Annotated in this window: 22 protein-coding genes; 10 read left to right on the top strand and 12 right to left on the bottom strand. The window is 71.2% G+C overall.

Features of this window, described 5'->3' with window-relative positions; translation table 11 throughout:
• Position 1: 1 nt before the first annotated feature.
• The gene (locus E1292_RS02545; protein WP_132591558.1) at positions 2–391 is read right to left on the bottom strand and encodes a hypothetical protein; all 390 of its coding nucleotides are present in this window, start codon (positions 389–391) and stop codon (positions 2–4) included.
• A 172-nt stretch (positions 392–563) separates the two neighbouring features.
• On the opposite strand from E1292_RS02545, the gene E1292_RS52480 reads away from it, so the two are divergent.
• The gene (locus E1292_RS52480; RefSeq protein WP_220446613.1) at positions 564–2,009 is read left to right on the top strand and encodes a serine/threonine protein kinase; all 1,446 of its coding nucleotides are present in this window, start codon (positions 564–566) and stop codon (positions 2,007–2,009) included.
• A 166-nt stretch (positions 2,010–2,175) separates the two neighbouring features.
• Positions 2,176–3,240: a Glu/Leu/Phe/Val dehydrogenase dimerization domain-containing protein gene (locus E1292_RS02535; protein WP_132591556.1), complete on the top strand. Its 1,065-nt coding sequence runs from the start codon at positions 2,176–2,178 to the stop codon at positions 3,238–3,240.
• A gap of 92 nt (positions 3,241–3,332) precedes the next feature.
• Here E1292_RS02535 and E1292_RS02530 read toward each other — a convergent pair whose 3' ends face one another.
• From E1292_RS02530 to E1292_RS02510, 5 genes are all read right to left on the bottom strand, one after another.
• A complete protein-coding gene (locus E1292_RS02530) occupies positions 3,333–3,680 on the bottom strand; it encodes an alpha-amylase inhibitor (RefSeq protein ID WP_132591554.1) in 348 nt (115 codons plus the stop codon).
• Between the two features lie 197 nt (positions 3,681–3,877).
• A complete protein-coding gene (locus E1292_RS02525) occupies positions 3,878–4,318 on the bottom strand; it encodes a hypothetical protein (RefSeq protein ID WP_132591552.1) in 441 nt (146 codons plus the stop codon).
• A gap of 31 nt (positions 4,319–4,349) precedes the next feature.
• Entirely contained in the window at positions 4,350–5,675 is a 1,326-nt protein-coding gene (locus E1292_RS02520) for an MFS transporter (protein ID WP_132591550.1), read from the bottom strand.
• 12 nt (positions 5,676–5,687) lie between these two features.
• Positions 5,688–7,334 carry a tannase/feruloyl esterase family alpha/beta hydrolase gene (locus tag E1292_RS02515; protein ID WP_132591548.1) on the bottom strand — a complete coding sequence of 549 codons (1,647 nt, stop codon included), beginning with the start codon at positions 7,332–7,334 and terminating at the stop codon, positions 5,688–5,690.
• Between the two features lie 64 nt (positions 7,335–7,398).
• On the bottom strand, positions 7,399–7,962 hold the full coding sequence (locus tag E1292_RS02510) for a dihydrofolate reductase family protein (RefSeq protein ID WP_132591546.1): 564 nt from the start codon (positions 7,960–7,962) through the stop codon (positions 7,399–7,401).
• A 183-nt stretch (positions 7,963–8,145) separates the two neighbouring features.
• Here E1292_RS02510 and E1292_RS02505 point away from each other — a divergent pair, with 183 nt between their 5' ends.
• The 3 genes from E1292_RS02505 (at position 8,146) to E1292_RS02495 (ending at position 11,991) form a co-directional block, all read left to right on the top strand.
• Complete coding sequence (locus E1292_RS02505; RefSeq protein WP_132591544.1) at positions 8,146–10,722, top strand: ATP-binding protein; 2,577 nt, start codon at positions 8,146–8,148, stop codon at positions 10,720–10,722.
• A 74-nt stretch (positions 10,723–10,796) separates the two neighbouring features.
• A complete protein-coding gene (locus E1292_RS02500; RefSeq protein WP_132591542.1) occupies positions 10,797–11,549 on the top strand; it encodes an alpha/beta fold hydrolase in 753 nt (250 codons plus the stop codon).
• Positions 11,536–11,991, top strand: a complete 456-nt coding sequence (locus tag E1292_RS02495; protein WP_132591540.1) for a MarR family winged helix-turn-helix transcriptional regulator — start codon at positions 11,536–11,538, stop codon at positions 11,989–11,991. The genes E1292_RS02500 and E1292_RS02495 overlap by 14 nt, the downstream gene beginning before the upstream one ends.
• Before the next feature lie 12 nt (positions 11,992–12,003).
• Here the strand turns inward: E1292_RS02495 and E1292_RS02490 are convergent, their stop codons facing one another.
• On the bottom strand, positions 12,004–12,360 hold the full coding sequence (locus E1292_RS02490) for a winged helix-turn-helix transcriptional regulator (protein ID WP_132591538.1): 357 nt from the start codon (positions 12,358–12,360) through the stop codon (positions 12,004–12,006).
• Positions 12,361–12,410: 50 nt separating this feature from the next.
• On the opposite strand from E1292_RS02490, the gene E1292_RS02485 reads away from it, so the two are divergent.
• Complete coding sequence (locus tag E1292_RS02485; protein WP_132591536.1) at positions 12,411–12,845, top strand: TIGR03618 family F420-dependent PPOX class oxidoreductase; 435 nt, start codon at positions 12,411–12,413, stop codon at positions 12,843–12,845.
• A 140-nt stretch (positions 12,846–12,985) separates the two neighbouring features.
• On the top strand, positions 12,986–13,828 hold the full coding sequence (locus E1292_RS02480; protein ID WP_132591534.1) for an NAD(P)H-binding protein: 843 nt from the start codon (positions 12,986–12,988) through the stop codon (positions 13,826–13,828).
• Positions 13,829–13,989: 161 nt separating this feature from the next.
• Here the strand turns inward: E1292_RS02480 and E1292_RS02475 are convergent, their stop codons facing one another.
• Complete coding sequence (locus E1292_RS02475) at positions 13,990–14,415, bottom strand: spore-associated protein A (RefSeq protein WP_132591532.1); 426 nt, start codon at positions 14,413–14,415, stop codon at positions 13,990–13,992.
• 132 nt (positions 14,416–14,547) lie between these two features.
• Positions 14,548–15,585, bottom strand: coding sequence for a saccharopine dehydrogenase family protein (locus tag E1292_RS02470; protein WP_132591530.1), 1,038 nt, complete (start codon positions 15,583–15,585; stop codon positions 14,548–14,550).
• Between the two features lie 101 nt (positions 15,586–15,686).
• Between E1292_RS02470 and E1292_RS02465 the strand changes: the two genes are divergently transcribed.
• Entirely contained in the window at positions 15,687–16,670 is a 984-nt protein-coding gene (locus E1292_RS02465; protein ID WP_132591528.1) for a helix-turn-helix domain-containing protein, read from the top strand.
• On the opposite strand, the gene E1292_RS02460 is transcribed toward E1292_RS02465, so the two are convergent.
• Together E1292_RS02460 and E1292_RS02455 are read right to left on the bottom strand one after the other, a co-directional pair.
• The gene (locus tag E1292_RS02460; protein WP_220446611.1) at positions 16,645–17,322 is read right to left on the bottom strand and encodes a YqjF family protein; all 678 of its coding nucleotides are present in this window, start codon (positions 17,320–17,322) and stop codon (positions 16,645–16,647) included. The genes E1292_RS02465 and E1292_RS02460 overlap by 26 nt on opposite strands.
• A 200-nt stretch (positions 17,323–17,522) precedes the next feature.
• Positions 17,523–18,566 (bottom strand): alcohol dehydrogenase catalytic domain-containing protein, encoded by a 1,044-nt coding sequence (locus tag E1292_RS02455; RefSeq protein WP_132591524.1) that lies wholly within the window; start codon positions 18,564–18,566, stop codon positions 17,523–17,525.
• Between the two features lie 191 nt (positions 18,567–18,757).
• Between E1292_RS02455 and E1292_RS02450 the strand changes: the two genes are divergently transcribed.
• Both E1292_RS02450 and E1292_RS02445 read left to right on the top strand, forming a co-directional pair.
• Positions 18,758–19,639, top strand: coding sequence for a helix-turn-helix transcriptional regulator (locus E1292_RS02450; protein ID WP_132591522.1), 882 nt, complete (start codon positions 18,758–18,760; stop codon positions 19,637–19,639).
• Between the two features lie 112 nt (positions 19,640–19,751).
• Entirely contained in the window at positions 19,752–20,615 is an 864-nt protein-coding gene (locus E1292_RS02445; protein WP_132591520.1) for an NmrA family NAD(P)-binding protein, read from the top strand.
• A 12-nt stretch (positions 20,616–20,627) separates the two neighbouring features.
• On the opposite strand, the gene E1292_RS02440 is transcribed toward E1292_RS02445, so the two are convergent.
• Entirely contained in the window at positions 20,628–21,368 is a 741-nt protein-coding gene (locus tag E1292_RS02440) for a TetR/AcrR family transcriptional regulator (protein ID WP_132591518.1), read from the bottom strand.
• Positions 21,369–21,509: the final 141 nt, after the last annotated feature.

Below are 21,509 nucleotides of genomic sequence, written 5' to 3'. Positions count from 1 at the left end.
CTCAGTAGATGCGGTACTTCTTGCCGCAGTTGTCGAACTTGCCCGCCCAGCAGGTGAACGTGTACACCTTCTCGATCCCGTGCCCCCGCCAGGCGCCGGCGACCTGGCCGTCCCACGCCTTGTTGAACCTCTTCCAGTGACCGTTCTGATACACCTCGAACCACACCCACGCCTGCTTGCCACCACGCTTGTCGACCCCGTACCACTTCGTGAACACCTTCCCGTGGCTCTTCCAGGCCTTACCGAACGTGTACGCCTTGTGATCACTGGAGAAGAACTTCCCCCAGCTCGTCGTGGAGTGCGTGCTCGCCTGGGCGGCCGCCGGAGCCAGGGACAGACCGGTGACCGCCATCGAACCGGCCAGAGCGGCGATCGCAAGGGTCTTACGCATATCGGGTTCCTCCCCGTATCGGTGTGCTGCCGGCGTGATCCGGTGACAGGGACACTACGGAGACCCGCAGCGATCAACTGTGGACGAATCCACACACCGGATGTGATCAGCGCCACAGGAGGCCGGCTCAATAAGATCGCTGCTGTTGCGTTGGTCCGGCGATCGGAGCACGATGAGCGACCCCGGCGGCTTCGGCCCCCTGGCGATGGACGATCACGAACCGATAGGCCCCTACCGGATCGTGGGCCGGATGGGCGCCGGTGGCATGGGGGTCGTCTACGCGGGGATCGCGGCCGACGGCGCCCAGGCCGCGGTCAAGGTCATCCACCCGGGATTAGCCGCCGATCCGCAGTTCCTTGCCCGTTTCATCCGCGAAGTCGAGCTGCTGTCCCGGGTACGCGGGCGCTGCACGGTCTCGGTGCTGGCCGCCGACACCGCGGCGATGCCGCCCTGGCTGGCCACCGAGTTCGTCCCCGGCCCGACGCTCAGCACCTACGTCCAGCAGAACTCCAGGCTGCGGCCGGACGAACTCCTCCCGTTCGGCCTGGACATCGCCGAGGCGCTCACCGACATCCACCGGGCCGGCATCGTGCACCGCGACCTCAAGCCCGGGAACGTGATCCGCTCCGCCTCCGGCGCGAAGGTCCTGGACTTCGGCATCGCCCGGGCCCTCGACGAGAGCGGCCTCACGGGCACCGGCGCGCTGATCGGAACGCCCGGCTGGATCAGCCCCGAGCAGTACCGGGGTGACGTGGCGGATACCGCCGCCGACGTCTTCGCCTGGGGCGCGCTGATGGTCTACGCCGCGACCGGCCGCCCGCCGTTCGGCACCGGAGCTCCCGACGTCCTCGCCTACCGGGTCATGAGCGTCGAACCGGATCTGTCGGAGGTGCCCGCCCCGCTCCACGACCTCGTACGCGGCGCGCTCGCCAAGGATCGTACGTCCCGGCCCACCGCGTACGAACTGCTCGACCAGGTCACCGCGCTCACGACGGGCACCACGCCCATGCCGCCGCCCCCGCCCCTGCGCGGCAGGCGTCACATGGTGCCGCTGTGGTCGGCCGCCGCCGTCGTCGTCGCGGCGGTCGCGGCGGCGGGAACGGTGTTCGCAACGAACTCGCGGGGCACGCCCGAGGCACTGCGGAGCCCGAGCAGTTCCCCCGCGTCCACGTACGCGGAAAGCCCGCAGCCGGACCCGAGCGAGACCTCGGACGAGGCGGCGACGGCGAGCGAGTCCCCCGAGGATGCTCCCAGCACGACCGAACCGCCCAGGAGAAAGACCCCCACCCCGACGAAGAGGGCGAGCACGCGCCGCACCGACGCCGGCGTTCCCTGCGCCTCCGATGGCTCGATACTCCGGCAGGTCGCCGCGCTGAACGGCGGCAGCCTGCCGGGGGATGCCGTGGTCGCGCGCAAACGGTGCGTGGGCCACTGGGTCGCGGCCGAACTCGACTCCCCTGGGGTCGGCGGCATCGACCTCATCGCCAAGCGGAACGCGACCCGGTTCCTCGGCGGGGAGATCGGCAGCAACTTCTGCTCGCTGGAGTCCCGGCCGGCGCTCCTCGCGAGCGCGCCCGCCGGCATCCGGACCTTCCTCTGCCCCGACGGCTTCCGCTGACAGCGCCTTCCTTTTGTCCGGCTTCCGCTGGCAGGCCCTTCCGGTGCCCGGCTTCCGCTGGCAGGCCTTCCCGGCAGTGGACATGGGGCCGGTTCACGTCGAGATTGGTCGGCAGGCGCGCCATCGCCTGCCCGGCGGCGCCGATCGGACGACGTAAGGAGTGCGGATGAGGATCGTGGAACTGGCCTCGGTGGACGGATGCATCGCCTTCGACCTGGACTGCCCGACGAGCGCGGGCGGCACCCGGCTCGCCCCTGACGTCACCCGCGGTGAGGCCGGGCTGCTGGCGCGGGCGATGACGTACAAGCTGGCCGTGCTCGGCGAGCGGATCGGCGGCGCCAAGGCGGTGCTGCGGGCCGAGCCGGAGAACCGGACGGCCACCCTGGCCCGTTACTGCCAGGAGATCACCCCGCTGGTCGAGAAGGGCGGCTTCCTCACGGCCTCGGACCTGGGCACGCGTACGGAGGACTTCGCCTCGCTGCCCGGTTACCGTACCGACTCGGTGATGCACCAGGAGGTCGGCGGCGAGCTGGTGGACACCATGGTGACGGGCTTGGGCGTGGTCGTCGCCGCGGAGACGGCGCTCGGCGGTCTGGCCGGGCGCACGCTCGCGGTCGAGGGGTTCGGCAAAGTGGGTGGCGCCGTCGTACGGGAGGCCGCGCGGCGGGGCGCGCGCCTCGTGGCCCTCTCGACCCTGCACGGGTGCGTGACCGACCCCGCCGGGCTGGACGTGGCCGCGCTCGAAGAGCTGCGCGCCGAGCACGGCGACGCCTGTGTGAGCCTGCTCGGTCCGCCGGTGCGGCCCGCCGAGGCTCTGTACGAGGTGGCCGCGGACGTGCTGGTGCCCGGCGCGCGGACCGGCACCCTGACCGCCGAGCGCGCCGCCGGGGTACGCGCCCGCGTGGTCGCTCCGGCGGCGAACGTGCCCTACACCGAGGCCGGGCTGCGCACTCTTGCGGAGCGGGACGTGGTGACGCTGGCGGACTTCGTCTGCGGGGCCGGCGCCACGATCGGCTACCTCGCCGAACGCGCCGACCGGATCTCCGACGCCGCCTCGGCACGGGACCTGGTGGAAGAGCGGGTCGGCCGGCTCACCACGACGGCGCTGGAGCACCCCGGCGGCCCGTTCGCGGGCTCGTGCGCCGTGGCGGAGGATTTCCTCGCCACCTGGCGCGACCCAGCCGACTTCCCCGACGGCCCTCCCCTCGCAACCGAGCCGGCCGTGGAGTAACAGGGCAGTGACGAGGACGAGGCTCACTACCCCCGCCGAGCCGGAGCGCGCTCCAGACGATCAGCGCGCATGACGGGAATGTGGGATGGTCGTCAACATGCCTTGAGGTTGTAGAACGTGCCGGGCGAGCGGTAGTAGTGGGTCCGGCGCTCGCCGGGTTCGATGGTCCAGCAGGGTCCGTCGGGCCACGAGGCGATCCTCGCCCTCACCTCATTCGTCTGCCCGCACTTGCTCTTGATCGTGACGCTACGGTAGAAGCCGACGTCGTTGACCCGGATGTCGTAGCAGGGAATCCTCGCGCCGGCTTTGCTTGCCCGGTCGTCGGGCTGTGCGGCCGGCGCTGTGCCGACGTCTGCGCCGGCATGAGCGGTGTCCATGGCGCCGGCTCCGGCGAGGGTGCCTGCCAGCATGAGGGCGCCCCCGAAGATCGCGGTACGCATGGTGTTCTCCTCTCTCTGTCGGGGCGGGGCGGCGCGACGGTGGCGCCGCGCCCGGCCGGGTGGTGCCGTACGCGGCGCGGTCAGTACGCCGGGAACAGCCCGCCCGTCTCGCAAACCCTGAACCGTAACCAGGTCAAAGATTCATAAACCGCTGTCCGACGCGTGAACTTCTTCCCCTGCGGTCGGAGGGCGAGGAGTCACGTCGCGTCCGGGCCGGCCCCTCCCCCACATGCCTCCCGCAGCTTTCCCGTGGCGATGAAGCCGACCGCGACCCGGTAGAAGCCGGCGATCGATTCGCCGTCCTCCACCCCGCCACGGAACTGCTTACGCACTTTCGTGAAAGGGAAGGCCGTGCTGCCGTCGGGAAGGAGCACGCCCCACGTGTCATCGTCCGACTTGCGCCAGCGGCCGCCCGTGGCGGCGGCGATGCAGGCGCCGAGGAACGAGCCGAGCACGCCGACCAGCCCGTCGATCCGCTCGGGGTCGAAGCCGGGCCGGGCACGCTGGCGCTCGATGAAGCCTTCCACCCACTCGACGGACTCCGGGTTGAGGCCGAACTCCACGTCGCTCAGCGGCCCGAGTTGGTCGATGGCCAGGCTGACGTTCGCCTGGATCTGCTGCAGCTCCTCTTCCTCCATCTGGGGATGGTGACATCGACGGCGGACCCGATCAATCCGGTTTCCGGCTCGACCGCGGTGGCTCGTGAGGTGGTGGAGGCTGTGGTGAACTTCCGAGCCCGTGCCCGTCGGCCGGGTGCTTGCGCAGCACTCCTGGCAGCGTCCACGCGACGAGCAAGGTGGCAAGGAGGCCGCCGCCACCCGCGATCAGGAGCGTTGTCGGTGCGGACGTGGCGTCCAGGAGGAACCCGCCCGCTGTGTAGGACAGCGCGGCGGCCACTCCGACCGCTCCATAGAGGTTGCCGAAGACCCTGCCGAGCATTCCGGCAGGGACCAGGCGCTGCAGCATGGTGTTGGTGGCCACGTCCATCGCCGCGATGCCGAATCCGCGCACGAACTGGGTCACGAACGCGGCGGCGACGGCCCAGGCCAACCCGGTGAGGAGGTTACCGGCGCTGTTCACCGCGAATCCGGCGACCAGCAGGGTCACCAGGGACATCCGGGCGCTGTGACGGGCCGTCAGCGCGTACCCGAAGAGCAGGCCGATGCCGACGGCGCCCAGGAGCAGGCCGACCGCCGACTCGCCGGCCGCGAAGGATTCGGTGGCCAGGAGTACCAGGGCGACGTCGTCCACGCCGTTGAAGGCCACGACGGCGCAGAAGCCCAGCGCGACGACCCGTACCGCCTTGGCCGACCAGATGTAGCCGAGCCCGGACTTCGCATCCTCCAGGAGCGAGGCCTGCGGGACTTCCGGGGAGCGCGCGGGGGGAAGCGACCGCAGCCTGAGCAGTGCCGCGCCCGCGAGCAGGAAGGAGACGGCGTCGACCAGGAGCACACCTCGTATCCCGACGAAGGGCAGGAGGGCGGCCGCGGCCAGCGGCCCGAGAGCCTCGGCCGCGTTGGTGCCGAACCCCAGCGTGGCGTTGGCGGTCTCCAGGTCCTTGTCCCGGACCAGCTCCGGTATCGCCGCGCGTGAGGCCGGCAGGAACACCTGTCCCCCGATCGCGCGCAGCCCGACCAGTACCAGCAGCAGGGGAAGCGGCGGCAACGAGACAGCGATGAGCAGGAGCACCACACCCTGCGCCAGCTCACATACGATCATCACCCGCTTGAGATCGAAACGATCGCTGATCGCGCCGGCGATCGGGCTGAGCAGCGAGGGGACGAAGTCGCCGACGAGCAGCAGCAGCGATACGGCGATCGCTTGCCCCGTGGTGTCGGCGACGTGGAGCATCAGCGCGACGAGGCTGAGCGCGTCACCGCCCACCGAGACGACCCGCGCCGACCACAGCGAGCGGAACCCCGCGCTGCCGCGCAGCAGCCGTAACCCGCTCGCCTTCCCGGGTCCGGTTCCCGTGCTCCCGTCGGAGGCTGTCATGGTCCGCTCCGGCTAGGGCGCGACGGGTCCGGGCAACTCGTGGAGGGAGCTGCCGATCCAGCGGACGATGTCGAGCGGTGGACGCCGCGGTGGTGCGGGGACGAAGTTGCTCGCGTGGTCGATGCTGCCGGTGCCGTCGTAGGAGGCTCGCAGCGGGTAGGGGAAGACCGGTCGCGACCGGGAGACGCCGCCCTCCGCGTCCCGGGCGTTGGCGATGATCCGGTACGGCGCCGCGTCCCGCTCGACCCAGGCGACCAGCTCATGGAGCGGGTCGAACTCGCTCAGCCGGTAGCCGCCGCCACAGTGGTGCATCGTGGGCACCATGAACAACCGCGCCCATCGCTGGGTTCTCCGAAAGCCGCCGTTGCGCTGTGACAGCCGCTGGTAGTAGTCCAGCGTCGCGGCCGGGGGCAGCAGGGGATCGGCCCAGCCGTGCCACATGATGAGCTTGCCGCCGTTGCGGCGGAACTCGCTGAGATCGAGGCTCATGGCGTTGCCCTTGACGCCTTCGGCGGTCAGCCGGTGCAACTGTTCGGCGGTGAAGGAGATCTCGGCCAGGGAGGAGTGCGGGGTGCCGATCGGGAATCCGACATATTTGAGGTAGTTGTCCCCCAGCCATGCGGCGAACGAAGTACCGCCCAGTCCGGGAGAGGGCGTGATCATTCCGTCCCAGCCAAGCTCGGATCCGTAGGTTTGCCAGCCGGGGAACAGCCGGCGCCCGCTCGGGTCCTTCGGCCCCGCGTACAACGCGCGGGCGACCGCGACCTGGCGCGGCGTCAGGCAGTGCGGCTGATCGGCGCCAGGCGGGCACTGCACCTTCACGGGGTCGAACCGGCAGGCGCGTGGATCATCGATCTGTCCGTCGGCCAGCCCGTCGGACCGATCGCAGGCCGCCACCACAGCCTGGTGCAGGGCGGGCAGTTCGGCGCTCGTGATGATCGGCTCACCGTTGGCGGCCGTGTTCGTCCGAGCCAGCCAGGGCGCGTAAATGCCCAACATCGGACCCATGACGTGGGCGGGGGCGCCGGCGACGATGCCGTCGAAGTCGCGAGGATAACGCTGGGCGAGGAGCAGCCCCTCCCGCCCGCCGTTGGAGCAGCTGCTGAAGTAGGACCGTCTCGGCGGCGCCCCGTAGAACTCGGTGATGATCCGCTTGGCCGCCACCGACAGCACATGCGGCGCACGATAGAAGTAGTCGTCCCGGGCCGCCTGGTTGTCGGCCGCCCACCGTTCCTCCAGCCCTTGCGACACATGACCGTCGTCAGTGGCTCCGACGGCGACGTCACCGCCGGGCTCGCCCCCGCAGTCGGGGAACGGCAGCTCCCTGATCTGCCCGCAGAACCCGCCGCAGCCATACTGCAGGTAACGGCCCGTGAACGTCTCCAACGGCAGCCTGAGCTGGAACCCCACCGCGGGCTCGACGTAGCCTTCCACGTAACAGTGCTTCGGCTCGCTCTGGTCCATCACCTCCGCCCGCTCGACGTGTGTCCGCGCGCCTGGCAGGTCGAAGAGTTTCGGCAGCTCGTCGCACTCCCGTACCGGCTCGATCGCCGAGCCGGGCACGGAGGCGCCGCTCGCGGGGACGGCCAGGCCGAGCACGGTGATCATCGCCGCTGCGATCATCACCGCTGCGGTTCTCGTCAGGACATCGAAGGTCATCGTGGTGCTCTCCTTTGGGGGGTCCGCGGGTTTCGGCACCCGGGATCGGATGAGCGGCCGGGGGTCACGTGCGCCTCGGGCGGTAGTGCATCGCGGTGACGCCCGAGGTGTAGGGCCTAACCTCGATGAGCTCCAGGTCCAGCCGGCCCAGGTCGCCGGGGAAGAGCTTCAGCCCGCTGCCGATGGCGACCGGGATCACGCGGAGTTGGAGCTCGTCAAGGAGGCCTGCCCCAATCAGGGAACGCGCGAGTGAGAGGCTTCCCCAGAGCATGATGTCCTTGCCTGGCCGTTCCTTGAGAGCGGTGACCGCCTCAGCCGCATCGCCGCGTACGATCTGCGCCTCTTCCCGGTCTCCCCACGGAGCCTTGTCGAGTGTGGCGGAGAAGACCAGCTTGGGAAGGGAGTTCACCACGTTGGCGACCGGCTCGTCGGCAGTGGGCCAGTACTCCACGAACATCCGGTATGTCGCCGCGCCCAGCAGGACGGTGTCCACGGTCTCCAGGTGCCGGACCGCGTCCCGGTCCACCTCGCTGTAGTCGGTGACCGACTCGAAGAAGTCGAGCTCCCCGCCGGGACCCGCCACGAAACCGTCGACCGTGACGAGTTCTTGAACGACCAGTTTGCGCATACGGGGAGGTTAACCAGCGCCGTTACTCCACTATGCGCCGCGTGGTGGAATGGCCGCTGAATGACCGGCTGCCGCCATGGCTCCTGTTTGTTTCGACCGCGGCGCTTGCCGCTTCGGCACGGCTCTTGGGGGCGTGTGGCATAGTTTTTCTGATCCAGGCTGGAAAACGCAGGGGATGTGTTCATGCCGTCAGGAACGCATGACGCGGCTGCGGCAGGCCCGCCGGCGGCGGAGCCGACGCTGGGGGCGTTGTTGCGGGCTTGGCGCGAGCGGGCGCTGCTGACCCAGCAGGAGCTTGCGGTACGGTCCGGGCTCAGTGTGCGTACCGTGCGCCGGTTGGAGGCGGATGAGTTACGCCGGCCTCGTACGGCGTCCATGCGGTTGCTGGCCGAGGCGCTAGCCCTGGATGCCGAAGAGCTGTCGGTCCTGAGGCGGCTCGCCCGCGCCGCTCCGGAGCCCTCTCACCCGGCGCGTACGGTGCCGCGGCAGTTGCCGGCCGATGTCGCGTTCGTTGGCCGGGCGCGGGAGCTGGCCGTTCTGGACGATGCCGGCGAGGCGTCCACCGTGGTGATCAGCGCGATCGACGGCATGGCAGGCGTCGGCAAGACCGCGCTGGCCGTGCACGCCGCTCACCAGCTGGCTTCCCGCTTTCCCGATGGCGATCTGTTCGTCGACCTGCACGGTCACACGCAGGGCATGGGCCCGGCGGACCCGGCCGACACGCTCGCTCGCTTCCTGGGTGCGCTGGGTGTGCCCGGCGAGTCGGTCCCCCAGCAGCTCGAGGAGCGGGTGATGCTCTACCGGAGCGTCCTGGCCGGCAGGAAGATGCTGATCGTGCTGGACAACGCCGCCGATGAGGCGCAGGTACAACCTCTGCTGCCGGGTGCGGCGGGCTGCCTGGTCCTGATCACCAGCCGGCGGCGGCTGGTCGGGCTCGATGACGCCCGCACGTTGTCGGTGGACCTCCTGCCGCTCGCGGATGCGATCGCGTTGTTCACCGCGACGACGGGGGAAGGGCGCGTCGCCGATGCTCCCGAGCATGCGCTGGCCGAGGTGGTGCGGCGGTGCGGGCTGCTGCCGCTGGCGATCCGGCTGGCCGCGGCCCGGCTCAAGGTCCATCCGGCCTGGAGCGTAGGGGATCTGCTGGAGCGCCTGGAGGAGCGTCAGCGCCGGCTGGGCGAGTTGCACGCCGGGCAGCGCAGCGTCACCGCCGCGCTCGACCTGTCCTGTCGGGAACTCGACCACGACGTACGGCGGGCATATCGGCTGCTGGGGCTGCACGCCGGCACCGATATCGCGCCCGATGCCGCCGCCGCCCTCTTCGCCACCGAGGTCACCCGGGCCGGCCGGCTGCTGGACCAGTTACTGGAGGTTCACCTGCTGCAGGAGCCGGTGCCCGGCCGCTTTCGCTTTCACGACCTGATCCGCGCGCATGCCGCCGAGGTGGTCGCCGAAGAAGAATCCGAGAACGGCCGGCACGCCGCGCTGACCCGGCTGCTCGACCACTACAGCCTGGCCGCCTCGGTGGCGATGGATCGCCTCTACCCCTACGAAGCCGACATCAGGCCACGCCCTTCGCTGAGCGGGGCCTCCATGCCCGTGATGCCGGATGCCGCCGCGTGGCTGGAGGCGGAGTTGTCCAACCTGCTCACCCTGGCTCAGGGTGCCGCCGAGCACGGCTTCTCCGAACATGTCCGGCATCTGTCGGCCACCTTGCATCGGTGTCTGCGCACCCGCGGCCGTTACGCCGAAGCCGAGACCCTCCACCGGCGGGCGCTGGCCGCCGCCCGCGCGGCCGCAGATCGTACGGGCGAGATGGAGGCGCTCATCGGGCTCGCTGAGATCCGCCACATGCAGAACCGGTACGAAACGGCCATCGAGGACGCGTCGTACGCCATGGACATCGCCCGAGCCCTCGGTCACCGCTCAGGCGAACTCCGAGCGCTCAACCCTCTTGCCATGATCTGCGCGGTCCACGGACAGTACGCACAGGCCGTCGAGCACTTCACGCAGGCGCTGGAGATCGCCCGGACGCTCGGTCACCCCACCAGCGAGCTGGACGCGTTGATCGGTTTCGGCCACATGCACCGGTTGATGGGACGGCACGCGCAGGCCGTGGACAGTCTCGCGCGAGCTCTCGACATCGCCCGGCTGATCGACCACCGCACCGGCGAGGTGCGCGCGCTGCTCGCGCTCGGCCATCTCCATCTCGGCAGGGACGAGCACGGGCCGGCCACCGGCTGCTTCACTCAGGCCCTGGAGCTGGCCCGCGGCACGGAGCACCGGCTCGGTGTACTCGACAGCCTCACCGCCCTCGGCGACCTCCACCGCCTCCAGGGACGCGACCGGCAGGCCGGCGACTGCTACCAGCAGGCCCTTGACCTCGCCATCGAGATCGGCAACCGCAACTGGCAGTTCGAAGCCATCCACGGCAGGGGCCGGCTGCGACACGACTGCGGCCACTACGAGCAGGCGCTCGACGACCACCGCCGAGCACTCGGCCTCGCCTCGGACCTCGACCAGCCGGGCGACCAGGTACGCGCCCACGACGGCCTCGCCCACGCCCACGCCATGCTCGGCCGGGACGACCAGGCCCACCGGCACTGGGCCGAGGCCCTGACCATCCTGACCACCCTCGGCACCGACCATACGGACGAAAGAGGGGTCGACGCCGAAAGCATCCGCACCCACCTCGCCCGCCTCGGGCTCAGGCCGACATCGCGGGGACCGGCCGGCGGCGCATCCGGTTCGGCTGGGTGACGACGAGGTCGCCGCACCTGAACACCGACCCGCCAATTAGTTGACATGACATATATGTCGTGTAATCTATTGCCATGACGAACGAACCGACCCTGGTCTTCATCCCCTGCTTCTCCGGCGCTCCCTGGGATCTGACGACGCTCACCCCGCTGGCCCATCGTCCGCAGCGCACCTTCCGGCTCCCCGAAGGCGTGGCCGACATGGAGGTCTACGCCGACGCCGCCGCGGCCCACGTCGCGGACCTGGACGACTACGTGCTGGTCGGGGACTCCTTCGGAGCCAACATCGCGCTGGCGCTGGCCGTCCGCCGGCCGGCCGGGCTGCGCGCTCTGGTGATGTCGGGCGGCTTCGCGGCCAACCCCGTCTCCTCGCCGGTCTGGAGGAGCGCCATGCGGATGATGGGCAGGCTGCGCGGCGGCCTCTACCGGCAGCTGGCGCTGCGCGCGCACGCCCACCGGCTGGCCTCACCCCACGACCGTGCGGGCCAGATCCCCTGGAGCGAGGCCGACAGCCGCCGGTTGTTCCTGGACAACACCCCGGCCACGTCCTTCGGGGCCCGCATCGGCGCGGCGCTCACCGCCGACTACATCGACCGTCTCGACAGAGTACGAGTCCCCACCCTGATCATCACACCGTCGCATGACAAGCTGATCGGCGAGCGGGCGGCGGAGATCATGCGCACCGGGATCGCGGGCTCCCGCGAGATCGTGCTGGACCGGAGCGGGCACATGTTCCGCTTCACGCATCCAGAAACCTACGCACGCGCCGTCGAGACGTTCCTGACCGAAACGGCCGGCGACCGCGAGATGACCCATGCGGCCCGCTGAGGAGCTCAGATACCTGATCCTGGCCGCGCAGCGGGAAGGCAACCGGCTGCTCGGCCAGGCCCTGCGGCCGCTCGGCATCACCCCCTCCCAAGCCGAGGTGATCCGCGTCCTGCAGCAGCACGGCCCTCTGACGCTCAACGGCCTCGGTGAACTCCTGGTCTGCGAGAGCGGCAACAGCCCGAGCAGGCTCGTTGATCGCCTGGTCACCCTCGGCCTGGTCAGGCGTGACGTTGCGGCCAACGATCGCCGTCACATCGACCTGTCGCTCACCGAAGAAGGGAGCGCTCGGGTGCGGCAGATCACCGAGATCGAGGAGAGGCTCTACGAGTCGATCGACGCCGCGGCCGAGGGGCGCGAGCTCGGAGAGATCCTCGCCTTCCTCAGGGCGTTCGTCGGCGGCCTGCCCGCCGGCCAGGCCGTGGCCCGCCGCACCCACCGCTGACCGGCACCATGGTCACTCCGGCCGCGCGGCCAGGATCGCGTCCCCGTGATGCTCTGCCCACTGCGTCAGGATCGCTATCGGGTCGATCAGCGTCGCGCCGAGCTCGGTCAGTTCGTACTCGACCCGCGGCGGCACCTCGGCGTAGGCGCGCCGGCCGACCAGCCCGTAGTCCTGCAGCCGCCGCAGGGTCTGGGTCAGCACCTTCTTCGAGATGCCGCCGATGAGCTCGACCAGTTCGCCGTGCCGGCGTGACCCCCGGCTGAGCGCGTACAGGACGACGACGGACCACTTGTCGGCGATCACCTCGACCGCCAGGCGGGCCGGGCAGTCGGCCAGGAACACATCCCCCGGCCCGTCGAAGTCACCCATGGTTCCCAAGGTACTCTCCGGTTCCCATGGCGCTCACTATCGTGCGCTTCATGACGACGCAGAAGCTCTCGCCGGCCGCGGATCGGCTCCTCGAAGCCGATCGGTGTGCCACATTTGTCACGGTCAATGCCGACGGCTCGCCGCATGTCAGCCTCATGTGGATCTCCAGAGACGGCGACGACCTGGTGTTCGGTGTCGAGCAACACCGTGTGAAGGTCCGCAACCTGCGGCGCGACCCGCGCATCACGGTGCTGGTCGAAGACGACCGGGACGCGGAGCACGGGCTGCGGCAGCACCTGATCGTCCGCGGCACCGTGACCTTCGAAGGCCCCGGCATCCCCGAGCGGTTCGCGGCTTTCATGGACCGTCAGGCCCAGCGCTACCTCGGCACCGACTACCCCTTCGCGAACCGCGAGTCCACGACGGCGCTCATCGGCCGGATCCGGGTGGAACACGTGTCAGGCGTCGGGCCCTGGGCGCACTGACACCATCCGCTCAGCGGCCGCGAAGGCGCGCCGCCGGCAGGCCGGCGAGCACGTCCACGACGGCGCGATCGAGACGCTCGGACATGGAAATGCGCTTTTCAGCCATGGTGCGTCTCATCGTTTCGCGATGAACTCGCATCATGACAACGACACCGATCCTCATCCTGGGCGGCAGGGGCAAGACCGGCCGCCACGTCGCCGGGCGGCTTCAGGCGCGCGGCGTCCCGATCCGGCCGGCCTCGCGCTCGAGCGAGCAGCGGTTCGACTGGTACGACGAAAGCACCTGGTCCCCGGCGGCGGCCGGGATCGACACGGCCTACCTGGCCCCGCCGTACGACCCGCCGGGTCTCGCGCAGGCCGGGCGGTTCGTCCAGCAGGCGGCGGCGGACGGCCTGCGCCGGGTGGTGCTGCTGTCCGGCCGCGGCGTCGGCGGTCCCGGCCGCGAGTTCGCGGTCTACCATGCCCAGCTCGAACTGGAGAACGCGGTCAAGGACAGCGGCGTCGGCTGGACCATCGTCCGGCCCGCCTGGTTCATGCAGAACTTCAGCGAGGACCTCATGCACGGCCAGGTGGTGGCCGGCGAGCTCCGGTTGCCGGCCGGTGACGGCGCCGAGCCGTGGATCGACACCGAGGACGTCGCCGACGTGATGGTGACCGCGCTGCTGGACGAGAAGCGCACGGGCGAGACGTACTCGCTGTCCGGCCCGCGCGCCCTCACGCTGGCCGAGGTCGCGGCCGAGCTCTCCGCCGCGACCGGCCGGCAGATCCGGTACGTCGCTCTCGAACCCGAGGAGCACGTCACCGAGATGGTCGGGTACGGCGCGTCCCGAGCCGGGGCAGAGGCCCTCCGCGACCTGTTCGCGGTGATCCGCGACCACCGCTCCGAGTACGTCTCCGACGGCGTGCGGGAGGTCCTCGGCCGGGAACCGCGCGACTTCACCGACTGGGCGCGAAGCACCGCGCGAACCGGCGTGTGGTCGTGAGGAAGCGGCACGGAGAGAACCGGCTCACGCCCCCGGACCGCCAGGGCTGACAGCCCGGGCGGTCACCGGTGATCGCGTACGCGAGGAGTGACCCCTCCAAGGTCGGCGGACCTGCCACGGACGAACGTGGCAGGTCTGCCCGCACGTCCGTCGTGACGGGTTCAGCCGCAGTGCACGTTGTTGAGCTTGAGCGAATTCCAGTCCGGTACGATCCCCTCAACGTCAATGCACTGGTTGGGCGCGGAGACGTACACCGGGCCGGCGTAGTACGTGAACTCGCCGGCGTCCGAGTCTTTCCCGCTGCCGTCGCCCCGCGAGATGATGACGCCCTTCCAGCTCTTGGTGTTGGCGTACTTGCCGTAGCCGTAGGTCAGGGCGCAGTTCTTGCCGGTGCTGGAGCTGTAGTGCACCTCCAGCGTGCCCGTGCGGCTCCCGTCTACTTTGTGGTGAATGGCGTAGACGCCGACCCGGGTGTAGCTGCTACCGCAGGGTCCGGCCGCGCCTGCCGGAGCGGCACCCGCCACCATCGTCGCGGAGGCGGCGATGGCCGCGCCGGCCAGGAGGGTCGCCAGCTTGCGTGTGCGCACGAAAATCCCTTCAATCGATCAATGCTCACGACATGAGACCACGAATGCCGCTGACGCGCCATCACAGGTGCGGTCACGTTACGAGCGAGCGGCCTCGGCCACCGGGCACGGTCCGGATCCCGGCGTGGCCGGTCAGCCGCGTGAGCCGAGCGGGACCTGCAGCGAGACGTGCGGGGACAGGGCACGGAGGAAGTCGGGGGCGTCGAAGACCGCCCCCGCGGAGGCGACGCCGGTGGTCCTGGTCCGGCCGGTGAGGATGCGGTCGGCGGCCTCCACCGCGAGCGGCGCGCTGACGGCGTAGATGTCCTGACCGGCGGCGGCCACGCGGCGCTCCGCGCCGCCGGAACGGACGACGACGTCGACGAGGAAGGTCTGCGCGGAGCGGCCGCGCTCGTCGACGGCGGCCGGTGGCGAGGCGTCAGGAGCGAACAGGTCCGCGGCCGCCCTGGCGGTCATGTAGGTACGCACCTCCGGGACGGCCAGGTGGCTGGGAACGGTGACGACGTCGGCCATGGTGAACTCCCCGATGACGCTCTGGGGACCGAGCGGAGCCGGGAAACGCCACTCCAGGGTCGGCAGGGCGTCGTCGTGGTACTCCAGCCGACCGCCGGTGTAGCGGACCCGGCGGCCGCCCCGCCGTCGCCCCGAAACCACGCCGGCGGCGAGCGTTCCCGCCGTGGGGTGCCAACTGCTCAGGCCGTAGGCGACGTGCACCTCGTCCGCCGCCGTCCAGTCGCCCATCGCGGTGGTGACCAGCAGGTCGCCGAGCCCGCCGTAGAAGGCCATCGCCGGGACCACCACGGTGCCCGCGGCGCGGGCACGCTCCGCGAAGTGCGTGAACGTGTCGACGTTCGCCTCGACCTCGGCCGCCACGTCGACATAGGGGATGCCGGCCCGCAGCGCCGCCTCGACCAGCGGGCCGGCGGTCGAGGCGAAGGGCCCGGCGCAGTTGATCACGACGGCCGCGCCGTCCAGCGCGCGGTCGAGCGAGCCCGGGTCGTCGACCGACGCCTGCCGCGTCAGGGACGGCTGCCCCATCGCCAGCAGCTTGTCCCGGTCGCGGCCGAGGAGCAGCGGCACGTACCCGCGCTCGCGCAACTCCGCGACCACGAACCGCCCGGTGTGCCCGTAGGCGCCGAACACCGCCACCACGTTCCGACCCGATCCCATGCCCGCTCCCACGTGCTCGAAGTGATCCGCCTCCGGAATGCTGCCGCTACCGGCCCATCGGGGCCAGTGTCCGGAACGACATGACCCGTACAATTCCCGACATGAGTTCTGACCCGCGCTCCGTCGCGGTCGCCGCGGCCGACGGGATGCTCCACTTCGAGCTGGCCCTGGCCTACGAGGTGTTCGGCTCCGCCCCGGCCGCCCTCCCAGGCCCCTGGTACGACCTCAAGGTGTGCGGCACGCACGCCGTACGGCTCGGCCGGTTCCAGCTGGAGCCGGACCGCGGGCTCGACGAGCTGGCCCGCTCCGGCACCGTCCTCGTTCCCGCCCTGGCGGACGTCGACGAGGACCCGCCGGGCGACCTGGTCGAGGCGGTGCGCGCGGCCCACGAGTCGGGCGCGCGGGTGGTCTCCCTGTGCACAGGGGCGTTCGTGCTCGCCGCCGCCGGCCTGCTGGACGGGCTGCGCGCGACCACGCACTGGGCACACACCGGGCACCTGGCCGCGCGCCATCCCCGGGTGGAGGTCGACCCGGACGTGCTCTACGTCGACAACGGCAGCGTGCTCACCTCCGCGGGCAAGGCCGCCGCGATGGACCTGTGCCTGCATCTGGTCCGCCGCGACCACGGCTCGGCGATCGCCAACGTGCTCGCCCGCCGCCTGGTCGTGCCGCCCCACCGGGCCGGCGGCCAGGCCCAGTTCGTCACCACGCCGGTGCCCGACCAGGACGGCCATCCCCTGGCCGAGCTGTTCCCCTGGGTGATGCGAAGGCTGGACCAGCCGCTCACCGTGGAAGACCTGGCCCGCCAGGCGAACATGAGCTCACGCCACCTGACCCGCCACTTCCGCTCGACGGCCGGCACCACCCCGCTGCGGTGGCTGCTGACGCAGCGCATCCGCCGCGCGCAGGAGCTGCTGGAGACCACGGACGACAGCATCGACACCATCGCCTCGGCCTCGGGCATGGGCACGGCGACGACACTGCGCCGCCACTTCCAGCGCACGATCGGCGTACCGCCGGACGCCTACCGCCGCACGTTCCGCGCGCCGGCCCCCACGTTCACCGACTCCACATCCCCACCCTGACCGGCACTCCAGGGGAGGCGTGGAGGACCGGCCGCCCTTCAGGGGCGGGCAGCCCGGCGGCCTGCACCAGGTCCTGGTCCAGGCCGCACAGGGAGGCGTGGTGCAGCGGCCACGGCGGGTGCTCCACCTGCGCCGCCGCCAGCCGCCCGGCCACGAGGCTGAACAGCCGATACCGGGCGGTCAGAAAGTAGGCGAGCTCGTCGCGCTCGCGCTCCGCCAGCGGCAGACCGGTCTCCACCTCCGCGTCGCACCGCGCGCCACCCGGCCCGGGGTAGCGCCGGCGGCACCGGTACCGCGTGCGTCCGTTCCTGGCGTCCACCGACATGTCGGACCAGAAGTAGGGCAGCCGGTAGCCGACGCGTCCGCCGAGCGCGGCGGGCAGGCGTCCGGCGTCCAGCGAGAAGAACCAGACGCCCGTACGTCCCCGGGCGTCGCGCACATAGGTCCGCACGTTCGTCTCCGGAAACGTGGACAACCACGGCAGCTCGGGAACACCCGGCACCCGGACCCCTCGCATCAGGAACGGCGTGAGCCCCACCCACGCGGCCCCGTCGAACGTCTCGACCGTGACCTGCGCCGGCAGCAGCGCCCGCACCTGCTCCGGCCGGTAGCGCCAGTGGATGAACGTCATCCGCGACCAACGGTGGTACATCACGGGCAGGCTGACGTGGGGCGAGGATGGAGCACGCATCCCGCACCCCTGCCCGTCGCCCGCACCGGCAATCCGGCTCTCTACGGGGCCGCGCGATCGTCGGGTCCGTGTGTGCTCCCTCTGGTGATGACGCTGAACCGTCGCAGCCTGGCGACCGCCGGCGCCCCGCCGTACTCGGCGCTTCGTTGACGGCGGGCCCGTCACCTGCCGGTGGTGAGGACCATGCGGTAGCGGGCGTCGCCGGACATCATGCGGTCGTAGGCGGCCGCGACGTCGTCCAGGGGGCGGGTCTCGATCAAGGGACGGACGCCGGTCAGGGCGGCGAAGTGCAGCGTCTCCTCGACGTCGCGGGCGGTGCCGGACGGGTGGCCGTGCACGGTCCTGCTGGACGAGATGAGCTGGAACGGGCTGACCTGGATGGGCTCGGGCGTGGCGCCCAGCACGATGAGCTCGCCGTTGTTGCCCAGGCCGTCGATGGCGGCGCTCATGGCGTCGGAGCTGGCCGCGGTCGCGAGCACGACCTTCGCGCCTCCCAGGGCCTGCAACCGGCCGGCCACGTCACCGGCGTTGCTGTCGATGTAGTGGTGGGCGCCGAAGTTCTTGGCCGCGTCGGCCTTGTCGGCGCCCCGCGCGACGGCCACGGTCTCGAACCCGAGCTTGCCGGCGAACTGCACGCCCAGGTGGCCGAGCCCGCCCAGTCCGAGGACGGCGACGAGGTCGCCTGGCCCTGCCGCGCTGTGCCGCAGCGAGTTGAACGTGGTCACACCGGCGCACCCCATGGGAGCGGCCTCCGCGGCGCTGAACTCATCGGGGATGCGGGCCAGCGCGGACACGGGTACGACCACGCCCTCGGCGTAGCCGCCCGGGTAGGCCCAGCCGGGAACCTGCATGCGTGCGCAGTGGATGAAGTCGCCCTGGCGGCAGGGCAGGCAGGTTCCGCAGTTGCCGCCGAACCAGCCGACAGCCACCCGGTCGCCGACGTCCCAGCCTTCGACGCCGTCTCCGAGCGCTTCGACGCGTCCGGCGATCTCGTGCCCGGTCACCAGCGGGAACGGCACGTTGGGGAAGCCTGCGTTGACGAACCCCGCGTCGGAGCGGCAGACGCCGCAGGCCTCGACCGTGAGCCGGACGTGGCCCGGCTGCGGCTCGGGCAGCTCGCGCTCGACCACGCTGAACCGGCCGCCGGGTTCGGTGACCTGGGCGGCTCGTACGGTCAGCGGCTTGGCGAACGTTTCCGTGGACATGGTGAACCCCTTCGGAAGGAGGCTGAGTTGTGGCGGAACCGGTCCCACCGGGCCCATACCCAGGACACCACGCCGCAGCCCTCGGCAACCGCTCCGAGCAGGCCGTGAGCGGGCAGGTACCGGCGAGGCAGGTACGGACAGGGCCACCCGGCCCGCGGGTGTTCCCGTCGCGGCGGGACGACAATGGTGCTATGGACAGAAGGAGCGAGCTCGCCGACTTTCTGCGCTCCCGGCGCGCCCGGATCACTCCCGAGCGGGCGGGGCTCCCGGAGGACGGCCGTGCCAGGCGCGTGCCGGGGCTGCGCCGCGACGAGGTCGCCCGCCTCGCCGGCATGAGCACCGAATATTTCACCCGGCTCGAACAGGGCCGCGCCGGAACGCCGTCCCCGGAGGTCGTCGAGGCTCTCGCGCGCGCCCTCCAACTGGACCCCGCCGAACGTGAGCACCTCGTCGACCTGCTGGCCCGGCCCGCGTCCGCGCGCCGGGCGCCGTCGGCTCCGCAGCGGGTGCGGCCGGGCCTCCATCTCATGCTCCATACGCTGGAGCACGTGCCCGCCTTCGTGGTCGGCCGGCGTACCGACATCCTGGCCGCCAACCGGCTGGCGCGCGAGGTGCTGACCGACTTCGAGGCTCTGCCCGTCCCGCAGCGCAACCTCGCCCGCTACTACCTGCTGGACCCCGTCGCCCGCGACCGCGTCGAAGACTGGGAGCAGATCGCCGCCGAGACCGTCGCCATGCTGCGCCTCGAAGCGGGCCGCTACCCGAACGACCGGCGGCTGGCCGATCTCGTCGGCGAGCTCACCCTGCGCTGCCCCGAGTTCACCACCTGGTGGAATGACCACCGCGTCCTGCGCCGCACCCACGGCACCAAGCGCTACTTCCACCCCGCGGTCGGCGAGCTCTGCTTCTCCTACGAGACGCTCCAGCCTCCGGGCGACCCCGACCAGACGTTGTGCGTCTACAACGTCGAGCCCGGCTCCCCCACCGCCGACGCGATACGGCTGCTGAGCAGCTTGACCGCCCCTGCCCCTCGGGCCTCCTCACCGTCCGCGGATTCCGCGGACCCACGGTGACGACGTCGAGCCCGCCCTCCGCCGATATCAACGATACCCATTACTGATTCCAGTGATATTATCGGTGGTACGCTTGTTGTGTTTCCACCGGAAAACGCCACTGGAGTACAACATGATCATCGTGACCGGCGCCACCGGACTGCTCGGGAGCCAGATCGTCGAGCGGCTGCTGACCCGCGTGCCGGCGGGCCAGGTCGGCCTCAGCGTCCGCGATCCCCAGAAGGCTCGGGCCTTCGCCGATCAGGGCGTACGCGTCCGGCGCGGCGACTTCGCCGACCCCGGCAGCCTCGCCCACGCCTTCGAGGGCGCCGCCCAGGTGCTGATCGTCTCGACCGACGTGATGGGCGAAGAGTCCGTACGGCAGCACCGCGCCGCGATCGACGCGGCCGTCACGGCGGGCGCCCGCCGCGTCCTCTACACCAGCCACATGGGCGCCAGCGCCTCTTCGCACTTCCAGGCCTGCCGCGACCACGCCGCGACCGAGCAGGCGTTGCGCCCGTGCGGCGTGCCGTACACCTCACTGCGCAACGGCTTCTACGCCGCCAGCGCAGTACGGTTCCTCAGTCAGGCCATGCGATCCGACCAGATCGTGCTCCCCGCGGACGGGCCGGTCAGCTGGACCGCCCACGAGGACCTCGCCGACGCGGCCGCCGCCATCCTCGCCGACGAGGGCCGCTTCGACGGCCCCACTCCCCCGCTCACCGCGGCCAGGGCGCTCACCTTCGACGACATCGCCGTCATCGCCGGGGACGTGACCGGCCGCACCGTCACCAGGGCCGTCGCACCCGACGACCGGTTCCGGCGGCAGCTGACGGAGCACGGCGTGCCCGACGAGTACGCGGGCCATCTGATCGACGTCTTCGTCGCCGCCCGCGCCGGGGAGTTCGCCACCGTCGACCCGACCCTGGCCACCCTGCTGGGCCACGAACCCACCCCGCTGAGCTCCGTCGTACGCAAGCACCTGCCCGGCGCCTGAGGGTCGGCGGCCCTACCCGCCGGCGGCCAGGCGGTCGAGCCACTCACCGAGGAGATGCAGCTCCGCCTCGCTGAGCGTGGTCTGCTGCGGTAGCGCGGCACGCAGCGCCCTGGCCGCGCCCGCGGGGCCAGGGTCCTGCACAGCAGGCTTCTCCGTCGTGACGGCGGTGACCATGGACTCGCGCATGGCGGTCAGCAGGGCCGGGTCGCGCCGGTCCTCGGGGAGTGACAGCCAGGTGAGCACGGCCCCGCGGGCTGTGGCGTGGATGAGGGCGGCGGCGAGCGGTTCGTCGACGCGGAGCCTGCCCGCGGCGGCGATGCGGCGGATGCGCCCGAGGAGGAGCTCCATGCCGGCCCTGTGCGCGGGGGAATCCGTGCCACGCCGGGGCTCGCCGTACATCATCGCGTAGAGCGCCGGGTTGGCGAGCCCGAACTCGACGGCGAGGTCCCAGCCCGCCCGCAGATCCTCGACCGGGTCGTCGGGGGCGGGGATGGCGCGCTTGGCCTCGACGAACCTGGCGTAGCCCTGCTCGGCCACCGCGTCGAGCAGGCCGTCCATGTCGTCGAAGTGGCGGTAGATCGCGGGGGGCTGCACCCCGGCCGCGGCCGCGACCGCGCGGGTGGTGACGGCCTCGCGCCCCTCGCGGGCCAGGAGGCCGGCCGCGGCCTCGACCACCCGCTGGCGGGTCAGCTCGCGCCCTCCCCCCTCCGGCATGGAGCCCGAGGAGGTGTCCGCCCTTGTGCTCCTAGGCATGGAGGAACGATACCGCTCTCGCCGTATCGACGTTCACGGCGTCAGGCCCCGAGCAGCCGTTCGCTCAGCTCCCAGAGCCGCCGCGCTCGACTCCGGGTCGATGGGATGCGGTACGACCCCGCTCGGTATGTCCCGGTCGAC

Origin of the sequence: Nonomuraea deserti, assembly GCF_004348685.1 — a bacterium.
In the GTDB taxonomy this organism is placed as follows: domain Bacteria; phylum Actinomycetota; class Actinomycetes; order Streptosporangiales; family Streptosporangiaceae; genus Nonomuraea; species Nonomuraea deserti.
The sequence above is the reverse complement of the archived record's forward strand: the minus strand, read 5'-3'. Positions and strand labels throughout refer to the sequence as shown.